Raw genomic sequence first — 20947 nt, 5'->3', positions numbered from 1 at the left:
GCCTCGCCCAAGCCCGTCCCACGCCCGATCCACCTTCCACCGATAGCGGAAACAATCCCGCTAGCCGGACGCGCCGATCCGCGCTAAGGCCACGCTGCGGTGCAGCAAGCGGAGCGGGCAAGAATGCGCGAATGGTGGCGGGACGCGGTGATCTACCAGATCTATCCCCGGTCGTTCCAGGACTCGAACGGCGACGGGATCGGCGACCTGCCCGGCATCACCCGCCGCCTCGCCCACGTGGCCTCGCTCGGCGCCGACGCCGTCTGGCTCTCGCCCTTCTTCGCGAGCCCCGACCGCGACATGGGTTATGACGTCTCCGACTACACCGCCGTCAACCCGATCTTCGGCACGCTCGACGACTTCGACGCCCTGATCAGCGAGGCGCACCGGCTGAACCTCAAGGTCATCATCGACCAGGTCCTGTCCCACACCTCCGACCAGCACCCCTGGTTCCAGGAATCCCGCCAGGACCGCACCAACGCCCGCGCCGACTGGTATGTCTGGGCCGACCCCAAGGCCGACGGCACGCCGCCCAGCAACTGGCTGTCCGTGTTCGGCGGCTCCGCCTGGCAGTTCGACGCCCGCCGCCGCCAGTACTACCTCCACAACTTCCTGACGGAACAACCCGACCTCAACTTCCACAACCCCGAGGTCGTGGACGCCCTCCTGTCCGCGATGCGCTTCTGGCTCGACCGCGGCGTGGACGGCTTCCGGCTGGATACGGTGAACTTCTTCGTCCACGACAAGCGGCTCCGCGACAACCCGCCCTCCGAATGGACCGAGTTCCCCACGAACCCCTACGAGGCGCAGGACCACCGCTTCTCCAAGACGCGGCCCCAGAACATCGCCGTCCTCCAGCGCATCCGCGCGCTCACCGACGAATACCCCGACCGCATGACGGTGGGCGAGGTCGGCGAGGCCGGGCGCCAGATCGACATCATGGCCGAATACACCTCGGGCGGCGACAAGCTGCACATGGCCTACTCGTTCGAGTTCCTCGGCCCCGACCACACCGCCCGCCACTTCCGCTCCCGCCTCCAGGCCTTCCTGTCCAAGGCCCCGGACGGCTGGCCCTGCTGGTCCTTCTCCAATCACGACGTGCAGCGCCACGCGACCCGCTGGACCAAGCTAGGGGGCGACGTGGACGCCGTGGCCCGCCAGTCCATCGCGCTCCTCGCCAGCTTCCCCGGCACCCTCGGCCTCTACCAGGGCGAGGAGCTGGGCCAGACCGAGACCGACATCCTCTACGAGGAGCTGCGCGACCTCGGCTACATCACCTTCTGGCCCGAGATCAAAGGCCGCGACGGCTGCCGCACCCCGATGGTGTGGGAGCACGAGCAGACCAACGCCGGCTTCTCCACCGGCCTCCCCTGGCTCCCCGTCAAGGAGCCCCAGGCCGCCCGCGCCGTGGACCTGCAGGAGGCGCGGAACGACTCCGTCCTCCACGCCTACCGCTCCACCCTCGCCTTCCGCCGCCAGACGGACGCCCTCCGCCTCGGCGCGACCAGCTTCCTCGACCTGCCCGAGCCCATCCTCGGCCTTGTCCGCACCCACGCCGGCCAGACCGTCACCTGCATCTTCAACCTCAGCGAGCGTCCGCTCGACCTGACGCTCTCGGCCGAGGCCACCCTCGACGGCCCCCACCAGGCCACGCTCGACGGCGCGGCGCTGCACCTCCCGGCCCACGGCTTCGCCTATCTCGCCTCCGCCACGGCCCTCCGCGTCGCGACCGGGGCGGCCCCGGCCTGAAGGGGTTCCCATCCCCCGGTGGCGCGGCTAGCGTCGCGCCACCATGACCCATTCCGCGAACCTTGGCGTCGACATCGGCGGCACATTCACCGACGTGGTGCTCGAAACCGCCGGCCGCCTCCACTCCGCCAAGGTCCTGACGACCCATGCCGCGCCCGAGGACGCCATCCTCGACGGCCTCGCCCGAGTCTGCGCCCAGGCGGACCTCCCCCCCTCCGCCCTCACCCGCATCATCCACGGCACGACGCTCGCCACCAACGCCCTCATCGAGCGGCGCGGCGCCCGCACCGCCCTCGTCACGACCGAAGGCTTCCGCGACGTGATCGAGATGCGGACCGAGAGCCGCTTCGACCAGTATGACCTCAACCTCGTCCTCCCCGACCCCCTGATCCCCCGCGACGCCCGCTTCACCCTGCGGGAACGGATCGACGCGGGCGGCAACGTCCTGATCCCGCTGGACCGCGCCGAGGTCGAAGCCCTCGCCGATCGTTTGCGCGACTTCGACTCCGTCGCCGTCGGCTTCCTGCACAGCTACCTCCGCCCGGACCACGAACGCCTCGTCCGCGACGTTCTCGCGGACAAGCTCCCTCACCTCTCCGTCTCGCTCTCCTCCGACGTCTCCCCCCAGATGCGCGAATACGAGCGGTTCACCACCACCTGCGCCAACGCCTACGTGCGCCCGATGATGGAGTCCTACCTGTCCCGCCTCCGCGACCGCCTCGCGGCCACGGGCGCGACCTGCCCCATCTTCCTCATGCACTCCGGCGGCGGCATCGTCTCCCTCGAAACCGCCGCCCAGTATCCCGTCCGCCTCGTCGAATCCGGCCCCGCCGGGGGCGCGATCTTCGCCGCCGACGTGGCCCGCCGCCACGGCCTCCCCCGCGTGCTGTCCTTCGACATGGGCGGCACCACCGCCAAGATCTGCCTGATCCGCGACGGCCAGCCCAAGACCGCCCGCGTGTTCGAGGTCGCCCGCTCCACCCGCTTCAAGAAGGGCTCGGGGATGCCCATCTCCATCCCCGTCATCGACATGGTGGAGATCGGGGCGGGCGGCGGCTCGCTCGCCCAGATCGACTCCCTGCGCCAGATCCGCGTCGGCCCGGAATCGGCGGGCAGCGAGCCCGGCCCCGCCGCCTACGGGCGCGGCGGCACCCGCCCCGCCGTCTCCGACGCCGACCTCCTGCTCGGCCGCCTCGACCCCGACAACTTCGCCGGCGGCTCCATCCCCCTCCACCCCGACCGCGCCGCGCAGGCCCTCGCGGACCACGTCGGCGACCGGCTCGGCATGGACCCCGTGCAGGCCGCCTTCGGCGTCTCCGAGGTCGTGGACGAGAACATGGCCAACGCCGCCCGCGTCCACGCGGTCGAGAACGGCGAGGACCTCAGCGACTACACCATGATCGCCTTCGGCGGCGCGGCTCCCCTCCACGCGGGGCGCCTGTGCGAGAAGCTCGGCATCCGCCGTCTCCTCGTGCCCCCCGGCGCGGGCGTCGGCTCCGCCATCGGCTTCCTGCGCGCGCCCTACGCCTTCGAGGCCACCCGCTCCGCCTACATGCGCCTCGACGCCTTCGACGCGAGCGCCGCCCGCACGATCCTCCACGACCTCGCGCAGGAGGCCACCGCCTTCGTCCGCACCTGCGACGCCACCGCCCCGATCCTCACGGATTCCAAGCTCTACATGCGCTACAAGGGCCAGGGCTGGGAGATCCCCGTCGCCCTCGACGCCCCCCTCGCCGCCCATCCCACCGCCGAGGCCCTGCACGCCCGCTTCACCGCCGACTACGCCGCCCTCTTCGGCCGCCCCGTCGCCGGCCTCCCCATCGAGATCACCGTCTGGGCCGTCAACGCCTCCACGCCCCTCGCCGCGACGACGCCCACCCCCGACGCCCTGTCCACCGGAGAGGCCCAAGGCGCGCCCCGCCGCCTCTTCGACCCCGTGGCGGGCGGTTGGGCCGCCGGCGCGACGATCCCCCGCGACCGCCTGACCGACGGCATGATCGCCCACGGCCCCCTCGCCGTCACCGAATCCGAGACCACCGTGATCGTCCCGCGCGGCTTCACCGTGACCGGCCGCGCCGACGGCGTGCTCGACATCCGGAGAACGGCATGAACCCGCCCTTCGTAGGGTGGGGTTCCACCCCACCATGCGACGCCACCCCCCGCGCGCGGCGTCAGACCTTCTCCGCCCCCGTAGGGCGGGCTTCAGCCCGCCATGCCACGCCCGCCGCCCGCGCCCCGTGGCAGGCTGAAGCCCGCCCTACGAGGCTGGACCCGATTCGCCGCCACCGCACCACCGCATTAGCTTCCGTTCACACTCTTTTTCAATTCCCTCAATCAGTTACCTCCTCCCCTTCCAACCCCACGCAACGCTCGTTGCTGTCAGACCCCTTCAACCATTTTCCGGCATTCTCTCCCTCACACGCCCGCAACCAGCCCAGACAGAAAGGAGACCCGGCATGAGCGTCCAAGACCAGATCCAGTGGAACCGCCTGATCTCCATCGTGGAGGAGCAGGCCCAGGCCCTCATCCGCACCGCCTTCTCGACCTCCGTCCGCGAGGCCGGCGACCTGTCGGCGGGCATCTACGACCGGCGCGGCCGGATGCTCGCCCAGGCCGTCACCGGCACCCCCGGCCACGTCAACGCCATGGCCGCGGCGGTGGCCCACTTCATCCGCGAGATCGGCGAGCCCACGATGCGCGAGGGCGACGTCTACGTGACCAACGACCCCTGGATGGGCACCGGCCACCTCCACGACATCACCGTGACGACGCCGGTGTTCCACGGCGGCGCGCTCGTCGGCTTCTTCGCCTGCACCGCGCACGTCGTGGACATCGGCGGCCGGGGCTTCGGCGCGGACGGCGAATCCGTCTACGAGGAAGGCCTGCAGATCCCGATCCTCCGCTTTGCCGACAAGGGAGAGGTCAACCAGACCCTCCTCCAGATGCTCCGCGTCAACACGCGCGAGCCCGATCAGGTCATCGGCGACCTTTACGCGCTGGCCGCCTGCAACGAGGTCGGCCTCCGCCGCCTCCGCGCCATGCTCGACGAATACGCCCTCGCCGACATCGAATCCCTCGCCGACTTCATCATCGACGCCTCCCACACGGCGACCGTCGCCGCCATCGCCCGCCTGCCCCGCGCGACGGCCTCCAACGCCATGACGACCGACGGCTACGCGACCCCGATCCGGCTCGCCTGCACCGTGACGACCCACGACGACCACGTTCTCGTGGACTTCGCGGGCACCTCCGCGCCCGACCCCAAGGGGATCAACGTCCCCTTCATCTACACCTGCGCCTACGCGGCCTACGCGCTCAAGATCGTCCTCGCCCCCGAGGTGCCGAACAACGCCGGGAGCTTGGCCCCCTTCCGGGTGACAGCCCCCGAGAACACCATCGTCAACGCCCGCCGCCCCCACCCGGTCGCGCTCCGCCACGTCATCGGCCACCTGATCCCCGACACCGTGTTCGGCGCGCTGGACCAGATCCTGCCGAACACCGTCCCCGCCGAGGGCGCGGGCGCGCTCTGCAACTTCCAGGTCTCCCTGCGAGGGCAAGACGGCGAACGCTCCGAGGTCCTGACCTTCAACTCCGGCGGCACCGGCGCGCGCCCCACGCTCGACGGCCTCAACGCCACCGCCTTCCCCTCGGGCGTGATGACCATGCCGGTGGAGGCCACCGAGCACGCCGGCCCCATCGTCATCTACGCCAAGGAGCTCCGCCCCGACTCCGGCGGCGCGGGCCGCACGCGCGGCGGCCTCGGCCAGTTCATGGAGGTCGGCCCCCGCGAGGGCTACGCCATGGAGTTCCGCGCCCAGCTCGACCGCAAGGCCTTCCCCGCCCGTGGCCGCGACGGCGGCGCCCCCGGCGGCCCGACCGTGGTCCAGCTCTCCGACGGCACCGACTTCCCCGCCAAGGCCCGCTTCGCGGTGCCTTCGGGCCAGACGGTCAAGCTCGCCTTCCCCGGCGGCGGCGGCCTCGGCTCTCCGTCAAAGCGCGACCTCCAGGCCGTCGCCCGCGACGTCCGCCTCGGCTACATCACCGAGGAGGCGGCCAAGCGCGACTACGGGTGGCAGCCGTGACCCCCCAGCACAACGCCTATGATGTCGTCATCATCGGCGGAGCCATGATCGGCTCCTCCGTCGCCTGGTGGCTGTCCCGCGACCCCGCCTTCCGGGGCCGCGTCCTCGTGGTCGAGCGCGACCCGACCTACGCGCAGGCCGCCTCCACCCTCTCGCACTCCTCGATCCGCCAGCAGTTCGGGGCCGAGGTGAACGTCCGCATCTCCCGCTTCGCCGCCGAGTTCATCCACGGCTTCCGCGACTGGATGGCCGACCCCGAGGCCCCCGCCATCCGCCTGCAAAGCTTCGGCTACCTCTACCTCGCCACCGACGATTCCTTCGCGTCGGTGCTGCGCGACAACGCCGCCATGCAGAACCGCCTCGGCGCCGCGACCCGCATCCTCTCGCCCGCCGAGATCAAGGCCGAATGGCCCTGGCTCACCGTCGATGACCTCGTCTGCGGCTCCCACAACCCCGTGGACGAGGGCTACTTCGACGGCGCGACCGTCTTCGACTGGTTCCGCCTCAAGGCCCGCGCGAACGGCGTGGACTACATCCGCAACGAGGTCGCGGGCCTCCAGACCGCCAACGGCCGCGTCACCGCCGTTCGCCTCGCCACCGGCGACACGGTCGCCTGCGACTGGCTGGTGAACGCCGCCGGCACCCGCGCGGCCCGCATCGCCGCCATGGCGGGCCTGCCGCTCCCGGTCGAGCCGCGCAAGCGCACCTCCGTCCTCTTCTCCACCCCCGAGCCCCCGACCCGCGACATCCCCCTGACCATCGACCCCGCCGGGGTCCACGTCCTGCCCTCGGGCGCGAACTACCTCGCCGGCTGCGTTCCCGACCCCGACGTGGCGGCGGACCCCGACGACTTCGTGATGGACCATTCCCTCTGGGAGGAGGTCATGTGGCCGGCGCTGGCCGCCCGCATCCCCACCTTCGAGCGCGCGCGCGTCCTTTCCACCTGGGTCGGCCAGTACGACTACAACACGCTCGACCAGAACGCCGTCCTCGGCCCCGCGCCGGACCTGCCGAACCTGCTCTTCGCCAACGGCTTCTCCGGCCATGGCTTCCAGCAGGCCCCCGCCGTGGGCCGGGGCCTCGCCGAATGGATCAGCACCGGCGGCTGGCGCTCGCTGGACCTGTCCCCCCTCGGCTACGCCCGCGTCCTTCGCGGCGAACCCCTGCGCGAACGCGCCATCATCTGAGGTCCCCCATGCTGAGAAAGATCGTCCTCACCGGCGCCGCGGGCGCCCTCGGCTCCGCCCTCCGCGAGCCCCTGTCGCGGCTGTGCGAGGCCCTCGTCTCCATCGACATCAAGGACGCCCCCGCGACCCTCGCCGCCAACGAGACCTGGGCCGTGGCCGACTGCGCCGAGATGGACCAGGTCGCCCCCCTGATGGACGGCGCCGAGATGGTCGTCCACTTCGCCGCCATCCCCGACGAGCGGCCCTTCGAGGACCTGCTCCGCCCCAACTTCCTCGCCTCCTACGTCATCTGGGAGGCCGCGCACCGCGCCGGCGCCCGCCGCGTCGTCTACGCCTCCTCCGTCCACGCCGTCGGGATGCACGAGACCGCCGCCGGCATCGACACCGACGCCCCCCATCGCCCCGACACCTTCTACGGCCTCTCCAAGTGCTTCACCGAGGACCTCGCCCGCCTCTATTGGGAAAAGCGCGGCCTGGAGGCCGTCTGCTGCCGCATCTTCTCGGCGACCGAGACCCCGCAGAACCCGCGCGCCTTGGGCACCTGGCTCTCCCGCCCCGACCTCGTGCACATGGTGGAACGCGCGGTGGACACGCCCACCACCGGCTTCTGCATCGTCTACGGGGTGTCGGCCAACGACCGCGCCCCGGTGTCGAACGCCAAGGCGTCGTTCCTCGGCTACCGTCCCCGCGACAACGCCGAGACCCAGGCCGCCGCCATCCTGTCCAAGGCCGCCCGCCCCGACCCGCACGACCTCGCGCAGATGCGCCTCGGCGGCCCCTTCGCGACGGTGCCGCTCGGCGAGAGCGGGGTCGCCGGCATGGCAAGGCTGGTGAAGGGTGGCTGATGTCGCAGGGGGGCTCTGCCCCCCGTCTCCTGCGGAGCCTCCCCCCGGGATATTTGGAGCCAAAGAAAGGCCATGACCGAGGTGCTGCGAACGCTCCGCCACGCCGACATCCTAGGCTCCGACGCCATAGCGCTCTCCCGCGCCACGCTCGCCCCGTCGCGTCCCCCCGGCCTCCACGACCACGACTTCTTCGAGTTGCTCTGGGTCCAGAACGGCACCCTCCGCCACCACACCGCCACGGACCGCCGCGACCTCCCCGAAGGCACCCTCCTGTTCCTCCGCCCCGAGCACGCCCACGCCCTCCAGGGGCGTGGCGAGGACACGCTGGTCGTCTCCGTCACCCTTCACCCGGACCTGATCGACGCCCTCCCGGCCCGCCACCCCTCGCTGAACGGCCACCTGTTCTGGGGGCCCGCCCCCGCCATCCTCCCCCGCGACATCCGCCAGCGGACCGAGCTCAACCAAGCCGCCCTCCGGCTTGAGCGCGGCCCCCGCGACGCGCTGGCCGCCGAGGGCTTCCTCCTCCCCCTCCTCGCGTCCCTCACGGCCGAGGACGTGCCCCTCCCTCCCGACGCCCCCGACTGGCTCCGCGCCGCCTGCCTCGCCGCCCAGCGCCCCGAGGTGTTCCGCGAGGGCGCGGCAGGCTTCGTCCGCGCCGCCGGCCGCGCCCACCCGCACGTGAGCCGCAGCGCCCAGCGCTGGCTCGGCCAGACCCCCACCGACCACGTCAACGCCCGCCGCATGGCCCACGCCGCCCGCCGCCTCGCGGGGACCGAGGACCCCCTGCCCGAGATCGCCGCCGAGATCGGCCTCGACAACCTGTCCCACTTCCACCGCCTGTTCCGCGAGGCGCATGGCCTCACCCCCGCCGCCTACCGCCGCCGCCACCAGCGCGACGTGACCCAGCCCGACCGGGGCAAAGGCGACACCGACGAGATTTGACCGCCCGGTCAAACTTGCCTCGCCCCCCTCGCCGTGCGACATCTCCCCAAACCAGGGAGGTCGCCCGTGCAGATCGACAGACCGCAGACCCTCGTCGCCCATGAACCCCGCAACCCCGGCCTCCCCCTCGACATGGGCTGGGTCCGCCGCGTCCAGGCCAACACCTCGGCCATCGAGCGTCGCGCGGCCAGCCTCCCCGGCCGCCGGTCGGTCAAGAAGGACTGGCAGGCCGCCTGGCTCTGCCGCGCCGTCTCGCTCATCGACCTGACGACGCTGGCGGGCGACGACACCGAGGGGCGCGTCCGCCGCCTCTGCGCCAAGGCGAGGCAGCCGGTGAGCCCGGACCTCCTCGACAAGCTGGGGATGCAGGGCCTCACCGTCGGCGCAGTCTGCGTGTATCACGACATGGTGCCCGCCGCCGTCGCCGCCCTGCGCGGCTCGGGCCTCCCCGTGGCCGCCGTCTCCACCGGCTTCCCGGCGGGCCTGTCGCCCTTTCCTCTCCGCATCGCGGAGATCGGTGAATCGGTCGCCGCCGGCGCGCAGGAGATCGACATCGTCATCTCCCGCCGCCACGTGCTGTCGGGCGACTGGCAGGCCCTTTACGACGAGATGCGGCAGATGCGCGAGGCCTGCGGGGTGGCCCACGTCAAGGCGATCCTCGCCACCGGGGAACTCGGCACGCTGAGGAACGTCGCCCGCGCCTCCCTCGTCTGCATGATGGGCGGGGCCGACTTCATCAAGACCAGCACGGGCAAGGAAGGCGTCAACGCCACCCTGCCCGTGACACTGACCATGCTGCGCGCCATCCGCGACTACCACGACGCGACCGGCATCAGGGTCGGCTACAAGCCCGCCGGCGGCATCAGCAAGGCCAAGGACGCGCTGAACTACCTCGCCCTCGTGAAGGACGAGCTGGGCGACCGCTGGCTGCGCCCGGACCTGCTGCGCTTCGGGGCTTCCTCGCTCCTCGGCGACATCGAGCGCCAGCTCGAACACCACGTCACCGGGGCCTATTCCGCCTCCTGGCGGCACGCCTTGGCCTGATTCGCCGGGCTCTCCGAAGCAGTCGTTAATTTTCCGTTCGCGCAACGCTCGTTGGCCTAGGATCCCGTTCATCCCTTTCCGGTAGAACGGACGCACGAGACGAACCCCCGCCCGAACGGCCCAGGAAAGGACGCGCACCGATGACGATCAAGGAGATCTTCGAGACCATGGACTACGGCCCCGCCCCCGAGAGCGCGACCGAGGCCCTGGCCTGGATCGCCTCCCACGGGGGCCGGTTCGGCCTGTTCGTCGACGGCGCCTTCACGGAACCCGGCGAGACCTTCGCGACCCGCAATCCGGCGACCGGGGAGGCGTTGGCCGAGGTCACGCAGGCCACGCAAGCCGACGTGGACCGCGCCGTCGCCGCCGCCCGCGCCGCGCAAGCCCCCTGGGCGTCGCTGGGCGGCCACGGCCGGGCGCGCGTCCTCTACGCCATCGCCCGCCTCCTGCAAAAGCAGTCGCGCCTTTTCGCGGTGCTGGAGACGCTCGACAACGGCAAGCCCATCCGGGAAAGCCGCGACATCGACGTGCCCCTCGCGATCCGCCACTTCTACCACCACGCCGGTCACGCCGAGCTGATGGAGACGCAGCTCCCCGACCGCGCCCCTCTCGGCGTCTGCGGTCAGGTGATCCCCTGGAACTTCCCGCTCCTGATGCTGGCCTGGAAGGTCGCACCCGCGCTCGCCATGGGGAACACAGTCGTCCTCAAGCCCGCCGAGTACACCTCGCTGACCGCGCTGCTGTTCGCCGACCTCTGCCGTCAGGCCGGGGTCCCCAAGGGCGTCGTCAACGTCGTCACCGGCGACGGGGCCGTGGGCGAGATGGTGGTCCGCTCGGACGTGGAGAAGATCGCCTTCACCGGCTCGACCGCCGTGGGCCGCCTGATCCGCGAGGCCACCGCCGGCACCGGCAAGAGCCTGACGCTCGAACTCGGCGGCAAGTCCCCCTACATCGTCTTCGACGACGCCGACCTCGACTCGGCCGTCGAGGGGCTGGTGGACGCCATCTGGTTCAACCAGGGCCAGGTCTGCTGCGCCGGCTCCCGCCTCCTCGTGCAAGAGGGGGTGGCCGACGCCTTCCACCGCAAGCTCCGCGCCCGCATGGACCGGCTCCGCATCGGCGACCCGCTCGACAAGGCCATCGACATCGGCGCGATCGTGGACCCGGTGCAACTGGCGACAATCACGAAGCTGGTGGACGCCAACACCGAGGGCGAGCGCCACGTCGCCGCCTGTCCCATCCCGGCGACGGGCAGCTTCTACCCGCCGACGCTCATCACCGGCCTGTCCTCGGCCTCTCCGCTCATGCAGGAGGAGATTTTCGGCCCGGTGCTCGTCTCTACCACCTTTCGCACCCCCGCCGAGGCGGTGGAGCTGGCGAACAACACCCGCTACGGCCTCGCCGCGACGCTCTGGACCGAGAACGTGAACCTCGCGCTTGATGTCGCTCCCAGGTTGGCGGCCGGGGTGGTCTGGGTCAACGGCACCAACCTCTTCGACGCGGCCGCCCCCTTCGGCGGCGTGCGCGAGTCGGGCTTTGGCCGCGAAGGCGGATGGGAGGGCCTGACCGCCTACACCCGCCCCGCCCGCGCGCCCGGCGAGCCGCTGGCACCGGTCGCCCCCTTCACCGGCGAGGGCGAGCCCGCCGACCCGCTCGACCGTACCCACAAGCTCTACATCGGCGGCAAGCAGGCCCGCCCCGACGGCGGCCACTCCCGCGCGGTCTGGAGCCCCACCGGCGCGCTCCTGGGTCACGCGAGCCTCGCCAACCGCAAGGACCTGCGGAACGCCGTCGAGGCCGCTAATGCCGCGAGGTCTTGGGGCCGCACCACAGGCCACGCCCGCGCCCAGATCCTCTACTATCTCGCCGAGAACCTCTCCGCCCGCGCGTCCGAGTTCGCCCGCCGCATCGACGCCCTGACGGGCACAGGCGGCGCCGAGGAGGTGGAGCACGCCATCCGAGCCCTGTTCCGCTGGGCCGCCTGGGCCGACAAGGTGGGCGGCTGCGCCGCCGGCGTGCCGATCCGGGGCGTCGCCCTCGCCATGCGCGAGCCCGTGGGCACCCTCGGCATCCTCTGCGACGACCGCTCGCCGCTCCTGGGCCTCGTCGCCGCCATGGCCCCCGCCATCGCGCTCGGCAACCGGACGGTCCTCGTCGCCTCCGAGCCCTACCCCCTCGCCGCGACGGACTTCGTGCAGGTGCTCGAAACCTCGGACGTGCCGGGCGGCGTGGTGAACATCCTCACGGGTTCGCACAAGGAGCTGGCCCCGACCCTCGCCGCCCACTTCGACATCGACGCGGTGTGGTCCTTCTCCTCCCAGCCGCTCGCGGCCACCATCGAGGCCAAATCGGCCGGCAACCTCAAGCGCACCTGGGCCGAGACCCGCGCCCGCGACTGGACCCGGCCGGACGACCGCGCCTTCATCGACGCCGCCACCGAGGTCAAGACGATCTGGATCCCCTATGGCGAGGGCTGACGGCCTTCTTCGGCTTCAGATATCCCGGCGGAGTCGCGCGGCGCGCGACGGAGGCAGAGCCCCCTCCCTCACCGGAACCAGCCGCGCCGCGCCCTCTCCGGCTGCCACGCCGCCACCACCGGGTCGGCCCGGCGGCGCTGCCAGCGGCGCAGGCGGGACCAGATCGCCCAGACCACCGCGAGAAGCAGGATCAGGAGGACGATGTTGAACCAGGGGATCACGCGCACATCCGCGCTCGCCGCCGGCTCCATGGAGGTCGCGTTGGGGAAGGTCGACAGGAACGGGATGCGCCAGCCGTAGTAGCGCACGACCACCCACCGCGGCGTGTCGCGCGTGGACACCGCGTCCTGCGCCTCGGCCTGGAGGTTGGCGCTGTCGAACTTGAAGTAGGGCGGGAAGCCGAAGCCCGTATCCTCGTTGCGGAACACCAGCGGCGCCCCGTTCCGCTTGGTGGTGTTGATGAAGAACACGTCCGTGACGACCTGCCCCTGGGCATTGGCCGTCGCCTCGCCGAACGACCGGAACCCCCGCACCTCGTCCGGCGACACGATCCGGTTCTCGGTGGAGGTGACGTAGACCACTTCGTGCTTGGGCAGGACGTAGTGGAGGAACAGACCCACCACAGCCAGGACCAGCAGCCCGAACACCCATTTCACGACGCGCATCGGCTCTTCCTTCTCACGAGACATTGAGGAGATAGAGCACGACGAGCAGCCCCGCCATGGGCAGCGCGACGACCAGCCAGGGAAGCCAGCGCCAGAGCCGCCGTCGGTAGGCCGCCATCTCCTCCCGCAGGACCGTCTCCCGCTTCACCAGATGATCCCCCGCCTCCCACGCCTCGCGGAGGCGGCGGCGCTCGCGCCGCAGGAGCCAGGCCCCGAGGAGGAGCCCGACCGCCGTCAGCACGAGGGCCACCATCACGAGGACGCGCAGGAAGACCATCTCAGCCTCCTCGCGCCGTCCATGGAGTCCCGGTCATGTCGATCCCCTCCCGCGCTCGCGTTTCCGTGTTAGGTGAGGCGTGGAACCCGCACCGAATCGGCTCGTCCGGGAGAGCTAGGATGAACGACGACCTGTTCCGTTTCCTGTCGCGCAACGCCGCCGCGCCCGTGGTGTCGCGGCCGCCGCCGGGCCGCGTGGTGGCGGGCGATCCCGTCTTCACCACCTGGAACGCCGAGGAGCGCGGGACGCTGAACTGCGGGATGTGGCAGGCCACGCCCGGCAAGTGGCGCATCCAGTACGACGAATGGGAATACTGCCGCATCGTCGAGGGCCTGTCCGTCGTCACCGAGGACGGCGGCGCCGCCCGCATCGTTCGGGCGGGCGACAGCTTCGTGATCCGTCCCGGCTTCCGTGGCACCTGGGAGGTGCTGGAAACGACGCTCAAGGATTACGTCGTGCTGGAGTGACCTCAGCCCTGGGCGGGGGCCAGGGCCTCGGCGCTCGACAGGATCGGGGCCGCCGCGTCCTCTGGCAGCACGGCCGGCCGAAGCATGGTCCCGTCCTCGCTGTAGATATCGGTCGCGTCGGGGATGTAGGCGACGCCTGCCTGCGCCGCCGGGTTGCCATAGTAGTCCTCGGGGACCATGGCCTGCGGCACCGGCGGGCGCTGGCCCTCGCCCCGGTAGAAGGGCGGGAGCTGCACCCCGCGCTCGGCCATGAGCGGTCCCTCGATCCGGACCGAGTCCTCGTAGGACCGGATCACGACCCGGGCGCCCCCGTCCACGCGGTCGTAGAGGTCGATGGCGTCCTGGTTGAAGAGCCGGATGCAGCCCGCGCTGCCCGAGTTGCCGATCGAGGACAGGTCGTTCGTGCCGTGGATGCGGTAGTAGCTGTCCGCCGAGCCCCGGTAAAGATACAGCGCGCGGGCGCCCAGCGGGCTTTCCGGGCCACCGGGAACGCCGTTGCGGAACGGCCCATAGATCTCGGGCTCACGGCGAAGCATGTTGGCGGTCGGCGTCCAGCCCGGCCATTCGGCCTTGCGCCGGACGGTGAAGCTGCCGCGGATGCCTTCCCCTTCCCGGCCCACGGCGATCGGATAGCGGATGGCGGTGCCGTCGCCCTCGACCAAGTAGAGGAACTTGGCATGGGGATCGACCTCGATGGTGCCGGGCGGCTGTTCGCCCCGGTAGGCCACCACGGCGCGGCGGTTGACGCCGGCCAGGTAGTCGGGCGGGACGACCGGCAGGACATACTCTCCGTCCTCGATCCGGCCGTAGCCGGGCACGATCCGCGAGACGGGCACGTTGTCGATCATCGCTTCGGGCTCGGGCGGCGGAGGAGGCTCGGCGCAGGCGGCGAGGCTCAGGGCGGCGCAGAGGCCGAGCGCGCGAAACGCGATGCGGGCACCGAACGGGACGACAATCATCCGGGGGATCACCTTTGGCAGACGGGCACCGAATCACGGTAGCAGGTCGGAACGATCCTTCAATCCATGGACCGCCCGGGAGTTGTGGACAACTCGGCACGGGCACGGCGATTGGCGGCTTTCCGTGCACGGTCGTGCGCATCCCGACTGCCCGGCCAGGGTGTCGCGGGGCCAGGATCGCGTCGCGAGGTCCTTTCACCGCTCCGTCCGACGCTCACCTCCCCTTGACGCCCCTTGGCCCCCGTCCGGCTTGCGACCGGACCGGGGGCGGCGGCGCGGGATCAGCCCACCACGTTGAACTGGGGCCCGTAGGGGTAATGCGTGATGTCCTCGGCCCCGTCCTCGGTGATGACGAGGATGTCGTGCTCGCGGTAGCCGCCGGCGCCGGGCTGGCCCTCGGGGATCGTCAGCATCGGCTCCATGGAGATGACCATGCCGGGTTCGAGCACGGTGTCGATGTCCTCGCGCAGCTCCAGCCCGGCCTCGCGGCCGTAGTAGTGCGACAGCACGCCGAAGGAATGGCCGTAGCCGAAGGTCCGGTATTGCAGGAGGCCCCGCTCATCCAGGAAGGCGTTGATCCTGTGCGTGACCTCGGCGCAGGACGCGCCGGGCTTGAGGAGGCTCATGCCATACTCGTGGGCGGCGACGTTGGCCTCCCAGATCGCCAGCGAGGCCGGGTCCACCTCGCGCACGAACATCGTCCGTTCAAGGGCGGTGTAGTAGCCCGAGATCATCGGGAAGCAGTTGAGGCTCAGGATGTCGCCGACCTGAAGCTCGCGCGCCGTGACGGGGTTGTGGGCGCCGTCGGTGTTGATGCCGGACTGGAACCAGACCCAGGTGTCCCGATACTCGGCGTCGGGGAAGCGGCGGGCGATCTCCAGCTCCATCGCGTCGCGGCCCGCGATGGCCACGTCGATCTCGCGCGCGCCGGCGCGGACGGCCTCGCGGATGGCGTAGCCGCCCACGTCGGCGACGTTGGCCCCGGCGCGGATCAGCTCGATCTCGGCGGGGGACTTGTGCATCCGCTGGCGCATGGCGGCGGGGGCGATGTCCTCGGTCCGCGAGGGGGAGAGGAAGGCCTGGAGCTTCTGGCTTTGCAGGAGCGTCAGGTGGTCGCCCTCGATGCCCACGGCCTTGCCGGTGCCGCCGACCTGCGCCACCGCGCGCCAGAAGTTGTCGCGCGCCCAGTCCGTATACGTAAGATTGTCGCCGTGGCAGCGCCGCCAGGGCTGGGCCGCGTCGATGCCGGCGCTAATCGTGACGGATTCGGTCGGCGTCACCACGAGGCCGTAGGGCCGCCCGAAGGAGCAGTAGAGGAAGCCCGAGTAGTAGGCGATCCCGTGCATCGAGGTGAGGAGCGCGACCTCGACCCCGGCCTCGGCCATGAGGGCGCGGAGGCCCGCCAGCCGCGCCTCGTATTCGGCGGCGGCGAAGGGCAGCACGCGGTCGCCCTGGTGGAAGCGGTAGGTGGCGGGGCGGGCGTTCGTCTCGGAGTTGATCGGCGCGTTCATCGGTTCAGACCCTATCCGGGGGTCCGGGCCTGTCGCCGCGAGACCCCGAAAGGTCCCGGCGTACAGGACGGGGCGGGACGCATCCCGCGAGCGATGGGGCATGGCCCCTGCGGCGACGCCATCGCCGCAAGCTCGGGCGGGAGATTGGCAGGGGTCGGCCTGCGGCGCAAGCGCCGTGACGCCCACGACGGCGCGGGTCAGGGGGTGGCCGGGGTCGGACAGGCCGGCGATCACGTCGAAGTGGTGGCGGCCGGGCTCGACCGTAAGGGGGGCGTCCCAGGCGCGGGACAGCCAGAGGGACTGGTCGCGGAAGGCGGGGCGCTCGGACTCGCCGACCCAGACCGTCACGGGGACGGCGGGGCGGGGGTGGAACAGGGGGCTCTCGGCCACCGCCTCGGGGATGGAAAGGCGGAGGGTGGCGTTCATGGCCGTGTGGCGGAGAGGAAGGAGGTCGGAGAGGGGCGAGATCGGGACGGCTCGGGCGAGGCGGGCGCGGCAGGCGAGCGGCACGTCGGGGCAGAGGAGGCGCGCGACGATCTGGCCGCCGGCGGAATGGCCGGTCAGCGCGATGAGGCCGGGGATCAGGTTCGCCGCCACGTCCACGGCTCGGGCGACCGCCTGCACGATCTGGCCGATGCCTGCCTCGGGGCAGAGCGGATAGGCGGGCATCGCGACGGCCCAGCCGCGCGCGCGCGCCCCGGCCGCGAGGTGGGAGAAGTCGTTGGGCGAGCAGGCCATCCAGTAGCCCCCATGCACGATCGCGGCGAGGCCGTGCGGCTCGCCGGGGGGGCGGTAGAGGTGCAGCCAGTCGCGGTCGCCTTCGCCGGTGCGGATCGTGTCCGGCGCGTGGGCGGCGCGGAAGGCGGCGGCCTCCTGCTCCCAGCGCGCGGGGAATGCGTCGCCGTCCGGGATGTGGGCGGCGTTGGCGTAGGCGTCGGAGAGGTCCATTCCGGGCTCCGTCCTGTCGCGTTGAGGCTGGACGGAGGCCGCCCGGCGTGTTGTCTGGGGCCCATCGTAACGGAGGCCATCATGCTCGACCACACCACGCACCTCGCCTCGATGCTCAAGCGGCCCGACCTGCTGATCGAGCGCGCCCTTGTCGGCGGGGAGTGGATCGAGGCCGAGGGGGGCCGGACCTTCGACGTGACCAACCCCGCGCGGGGCGACGTGATCGCCCGCGTGCCGGACCTGGGCCGGGCCGAGATCGCCCGCGCCATCGACGCCGCCCATGCGAGCCAGAAGGCCTGGGCCGCGCGGACGGGGAAGGAGCGGGCCCGCGTGCTGCGCCGCTGGCACGACCTGATGATGGAGCATCAGGAGGACCTCGCGGTGCTGATGACCGCCGAGCAGGGCAAGCCGCTGGCCGAGAGCCGGGGCGAGGTCGCCTATGGGGCCGCCTATGTCGAGTGGTTCGGCGAGGAGGCCAAGCGCGTCTATGGCGAGACCATTCCGGGGCATATGCCGGACAAGCGCATCACCGTGCTGAAGCAACCCATCGGGGTGGCGGCGGGGATCACGCCCTGGAACTTTCCGAACGCCATGATCGCGCGGAAGGTCGCGCCGGCTCTGGCGGCGGGCTGCGCCTTCGTCTCGCGGCCCGCGTCGCAGACGCCGCTCTCGGCGCTGGCCATGGCGAAGCTGGCCGAGGAGGCGGGGGTGCCCGCCGGCGTGTTCAGCGTCGTCACCACCATGGATGCCTCGGGCGCGGGGAAGGAGTTCTGCGAGAACTCCAAGGTCAGGAAGCTCACCTTCACCGGATCGACCGAGGTCGGGCGCATCCTGCTGCGGCAGGCGGCGGATCAGGTGATGAAGTGCTCCATGGAGCTGGGGGGGAACGCGCCGTTCATCGTCTTCGACGACGCGGACCTCGATGCGGCCGTTCAGGGGGCCATCGTCAGCAAGTTCCGCAACAACGGGCAGACCTGCGTCTGCGCGAACCGCATCTACGTGCAGGCGGGGGTCTATGACGCCTTTGCCACGAAGCTGGCCGAGGCGGTCGGGCGCATGAAGGTCGGCGACGGGCTGGAGGCCGGGACGGACCTCGGGCCGCTGATCGAGCCCAAGGCCGTCGCCAAGGTGCGCGAGCATCTGGAGGACGCGGTCGCCAAGGGGGCCAAGGTCCTGACCGGCGGGCACGGCGATCCGCTGGGCGAGCAGTTCTTCGCGCCGACCATCGTCACCGGGGCGACGCGGGAGATGAAGGTCGCCCGCGAGGAGACCTTCGGCCCCTTCGCGCCGCTGTTCCGGTTCGCCGACGAGGCGGACGTGATCGAGCAGGCCAACGACACCATCTTCGGGCTGGCCTGCTACTTCTACGCGCGCGACCTGAGCCGGGTGATCCGCGTCCAGGAGGCGCTGGAATACGGGATGGTCGGGGTGAACACCGGGATCATCAGCACCGAGGTCGCACCCTTCGGGGGCGTCAAGCAGTCGGGCCTCGGGCGCGAGGGGTCGCGCCACGGGATCGAGGACTACCTGGAGATGAAATACGTCTGCACGCAGGTCTGACGGAGAGGGGCTTTGCCCCTCTCGGCCCTGCGGGCCTTCACTCCCCAGGATATTTGGAGCCAAAGAAGGGCCAGGGGCCGGGCGGGCGGCGTGGTGCGCCGAAGCGCACCCTGCGGGGGCGGATTCGGACGGGGCCAGGCGCGCGGATTCGGGTCGCTCGGGGGGCGGGGCGGGGGGCGGGGCGGGGGGCGCGCGCCAGAACTCGGGCGGGAGGGAGGCGTCGAGGACGGCGCGGCGGTGCCAGGCGGGCAGGCGGAAGGGCGCGGGCTCGGACAGGTCCCAGTCGAGCGAGAGCAGGGCGCTGTCGTAGTGCCTGAGCTCCTGCGCGGCGCCCTTGGCCACGGCCTCGTCGGAGCCGGGCGAGGCGGCGAGCGCCAGCGCGGCCCGGAAGGCGCGCAGGGCCAGCGCCCGCGCCCCGAGCGGGCCGGGGCCGGGCGCGGACAGGGCGGCGTGGAGCCGGTTGAGCGGCTGGCGGCGGTCGTAGGGCAGGCGCAGCGGGTCGCGGAGCAGGGTCTCGGGGTTCATGGGCGGTTTCTCCTTCTTCTTGGGTCGGGCTTCCTGGGTCGGGCTTCCTGGGTCGGGCTTGTCGGATGGGGCTTCCTGATTCGGGTTTCCTGAGTCGGGCGTGGGCGTTCGGGTGGCGTCGCGGACAGGATGCCCGTGAAAGGTTAACCGTTTCCGAGAGCAACGAACGGTCGGGGGGCGGTTCGCGCAACGCCCCCTTTGGGTGATTCGGGGAGGGTGGGTGGCGGGCCGAAGCCCGCCCTGCGGGGTGGCGAGCCGGCGGCCGGGGCGCGGGTGGGGGCGTCGCCGCGTGTCTGGGCCGGGTTGAGGGGGCGGGGGCGGGGTGGAAGCCCACCCTGTGCAGGCGCGGGCGGCGCGGCGATTCGGGGCTGGGATCGGGGGGCGGGGGGATGTATCGGAGGGCGGTCGCAAGCCCCGGACGAGACCCCCACCCCATGACCTTCCCGCCGCGCGAGTTGTCGCCCGAGGCGCGCACGGCGCTGTTCTATTCCACCCTCTTCATGGGGCCGGCGCTGAGCGCCGTCTATTCGGGCGTGTGGATGGCCGGGAAGGGGCTCGGGCCGGAGGAGATCGGCGTCGTCAACGCGCTGCCGCTGCTGCTGATGCTGCTGCTCAACCAGGGGGTCGGGCGGGTCGCGGACCGGGCGGCGGACTGGCGGGGGGTGATCGTCGGGGCCTCGTGGCTGGCGGCCGCCGCGGCGCTGGGGTTCCTGGCCGTGGACGGGTTCTGGGGCATCCTGCTGGTCTGGACGCTGGCGACCGTGCCGCACGGCGCCGTGGTGCCGGTGATCGACGCCGCCGCCGTGCGGATGACGGCGCGGCGCGGCTCGGCCTTCGGGGCGCTGCGGGCCTGGGGGACCATCGGCTACCTTGGGGTGCTGGCCGGGGCGGGCTGGGGGCTGGAGCGGCTGGGCGGCGGGGCCTACGTGCCGCTGCTGGTGGGGCTGGGGCTCCTGCGGGCGCTGGCGGCGCTGGGGCTGCCGCGGTTCCGGGCGCCGGAAGGCGGGGTGGCGGGCGGGGCGGCGGGGGCGACGACGCCGGGCGCGCGGTCGCTGCGCGAGGTGATGCGGCCCTGGTTCCTGCTGCCGCTGGTGGGCTGGGCGGCGATCTATGGGAGCCACACGGTCCTCAACGCCTTCCAGGGCCTCCTGTGGCAGGCGCAGGGGATCGGGCTGGGGACGATCGGGCTGCTGATCGGGGTGGGGGCGGCGGCGGAGACGGCCGTGCTGCTGGGCTACCGGCGGCTGTTCGGGCGGTTCCGGGCGCGGACGCTGATGCTGGCCTCGGCGGGGGTGACGGTGGCGCGCTGGGCGGCGATGGCGCTGGAGCCGGGGCTGCCGGTGCTGTGGGCGTTGCAGGCGCTGCATGGGGTGACCTACGCGATGGGGTTCCTGGCCTGCGTGCAGTTCATCGCCAACTGGACCTCCGAGGACATCGCGGCCGAGGCGCAGGGGTTCTTCGTCGTGCTCCAGCAGGGGATGTCGGTGGCGGCGATGGCGGGCTTCGGCTGGCTGATGGGGGACTGGGGCGCGGGGGCGCATTGGGGGACGGCGGGGTTCGCGGCGCTGGGGGCGGGGGCGATCTGGGCGTCGCGGCGGTTGCAGGGGCCGTGAGCCGGCGCGCGCCTTGGCGCTTGCCGCCGGGGGCGGGGGGCCATAGGTTCCGGGCGTCCGGCGGCGACTGGCCGGGCGCCACCCCTTGAGGCCCCC

At 72.0% G+C, this 20947-nt stretch carries 15 protein-coding genes and 1 pseudogene; 11 read left to right on the top strand and 5 right to left on the bottom strand.

The window, feature by feature from the left end:
* Positions 1–123: 123 nt before the first annotated feature.
* The 8 genes from J2Z33_RS09690 (at position 124) to J2Z33_RS09655 (ending at position 12326) form a co-directional block, all read left to right on the top strand.
* Positions 124–1749, top strand: coding sequence for an alpha-glucosidase (locus tag J2Z33_RS09690; protein WP_209840302.1), 1626 nt, complete (start codon positions 124–126; stop codon positions 1747–1749).
* A 43-nt stretch (positions 1750–1792) separates the two neighbouring features.
* Positions 1793–3859, top strand: coding sequence for a hydantoinase/oxoprolinase family protein (locus J2Z33_RS09685; protein WP_209840299.1), 2067 nt, complete (start codon positions 1793–1795; stop codon positions 3857–3859).
* 346 nt (positions 3860–4205) lie between these two features.
* Positions 4206–5831 carry a hydantoinase B/oxoprolinase family protein gene (locus J2Z33_RS09680; protein ID WP_209840298.1) on the top strand — a complete coding sequence of 542 codons (1626 nt, stop codon included), beginning with the start codon at positions 4206–4208 and terminating at the stop codon, positions 5829–5831.
* Positions 5828–7018, top strand: a complete 1191-nt coding sequence (locus J2Z33_RS09675) for an NAD(P)/FAD-dependent oxidoreductase (RefSeq protein WP_209840296.1) — start codon at positions 5828–5830, stop codon at positions 7016–7018. Before J2Z33_RS09680 ends, J2Z33_RS09675 begins: the two co-directional genes overlap by 4 nt.
* An 8-nt stretch (positions 7019–7026) precedes the next feature.
* On the top strand, positions 7027–7863 hold the full coding sequence (locus J2Z33_RS09670; RefSeq protein WP_209840294.1) for an NAD-dependent epimerase/dehydratase family protein: 837 nt from the start codon (positions 7027–7029) through the stop codon (positions 7861–7863).
* Between the two features lie 72 nt (positions 7864–7935).
* Positions 7936–8805: an AraC family transcriptional regulator gene (locus tag J2Z33_RS09665; protein WP_209840291.1), complete on the top strand. Its 870-nt coding sequence runs from the start codon at positions 7936–7938 to the stop codon at positions 8803–8805.
* 66 nt (positions 8806–8871) lie between these two features.
* Positions 8872–9849 carry a deoxyribose-phosphate aldolase gene (gene deoC, locus J2Z33_RS09660; protein WP_342454158.1) on the top strand — a complete coding sequence of 326 codons (978 nt, stop codon included), beginning with the start codon at positions 8872–8874 and terminating at the stop codon, positions 9847–9849.
* Between the two features lie 140 nt (positions 9850–9989).
* Positions 9990–12326, top strand: a complete 2337-nt coding sequence (locus tag J2Z33_RS09655) for an aldehyde dehydrogenase family protein (protein WP_209840290.1) — start codon at positions 9990–9992, stop codon at positions 12324–12326.
* Positions 12327–12394: 68 nt separating this feature from the next.
* Here J2Z33_RS09655 and J2Z33_RS09650 read toward each other — a convergent pair whose 3' ends face one another.
* A complete protein-coding gene (locus tag J2Z33_RS09650) occupies positions 12395–12991 on the bottom strand; it encodes a DUF1523 family protein (protein WP_209840289.1) in 597 nt (198 codons plus the stop codon).
* A 13-nt stretch (positions 12992–13004) separates the two neighbouring features.
* On the bottom strand, positions 13005–13268 hold the full coding sequence (locus tag J2Z33_RS09645) for a hypothetical protein (RefSeq protein ID WP_209840288.1): 264 nt from the start codon (positions 13266–13268) through the stop codon (positions 13005–13007).
* Positions 13269–13387: 119 nt separating this feature from the next.
* Between J2Z33_RS09645 and J2Z33_RS09640 the strand changes: the two genes are divergently transcribed.
* Positions 13388–13735, top strand: a complete 348-nt coding sequence (locus tag J2Z33_RS09640; RefSeq protein ID WP_209840287.1) for a cupin domain-containing protein — start codon at positions 13388–13390, stop codon at positions 13733–13735.
* Positions 13736–13737: 2 nt separating this feature from the next.
* Here J2Z33_RS09640 and J2Z33_RS09635 read toward each other — a convergent pair whose 3' ends face one another.
* The 3 genes and pseudogenes from J2Z33_RS09635 to J2Z33_RS18700 all read right to left on the bottom strand — a co-directional run.
* Entirely contained in the window at positions 13738–14694 is a 957-nt protein-coding gene (locus J2Z33_RS09635) for a L,D-transpeptidase (protein WP_209840285.1), read from the bottom strand.
* Between the two features lie 281 nt (positions 14695–14975).
* Entirely contained in the window at positions 14976–16205 is a 1230-nt protein-coding gene (locus J2Z33_RS18325; protein ID WP_245218751.1) for an aminopeptidase P family protein, read from the bottom strand.
* A gap of 450 nt (positions 16206–16655) precedes the next feature.
* Positions 16656–17153, bottom strand: a pseudogene (locus J2Z33_RS18700) (alpha/beta hydrolase fold domain-containing protein); the annotation flags it as partial.
* An 81-nt stretch (positions 17154–17234) separates the two neighbouring features.
* Here J2Z33_RS18700 and J2Z33_RS09625 point away from each other — a divergent pair.
* Positions 17235–18713 carry an NAD-dependent succinate-semialdehyde dehydrogenase gene (locus J2Z33_RS09625; protein WP_209840281.1) on the top strand — a complete coding sequence of 493 codons (1479 nt, stop codon included), beginning with the start codon at positions 17235–17237 and terminating at the stop codon, positions 18711–18713.
* Between the two features lie 959 nt (positions 18714–19672).
* On the top strand, positions 19673–20851 hold the full coding sequence (locus J2Z33_RS09620; RefSeq protein WP_209840280.1) for an MFS transporter: 1179 nt from the start codon (positions 19673–19675) through the stop codon (positions 20849–20851).
* Positions 20852–20947: the final 96 nt, after the last annotated feature.

Source organism: Rubellimicrobium aerolatum (genome assembly GCF_017872975.1).
Taxonomy (GTDB): domain Bacteria; phylum Pseudomonadota; class Alphaproteobacteria; order Rhodobacterales; family Rhodobacteraceae; genus Rubellimicrobium; species Rubellimicrobium aerolatum.
The sequence above is the reverse complement of the archived record's forward strand: the minus strand, read 5'-3'. Positions and strand labels throughout refer to the sequence as shown.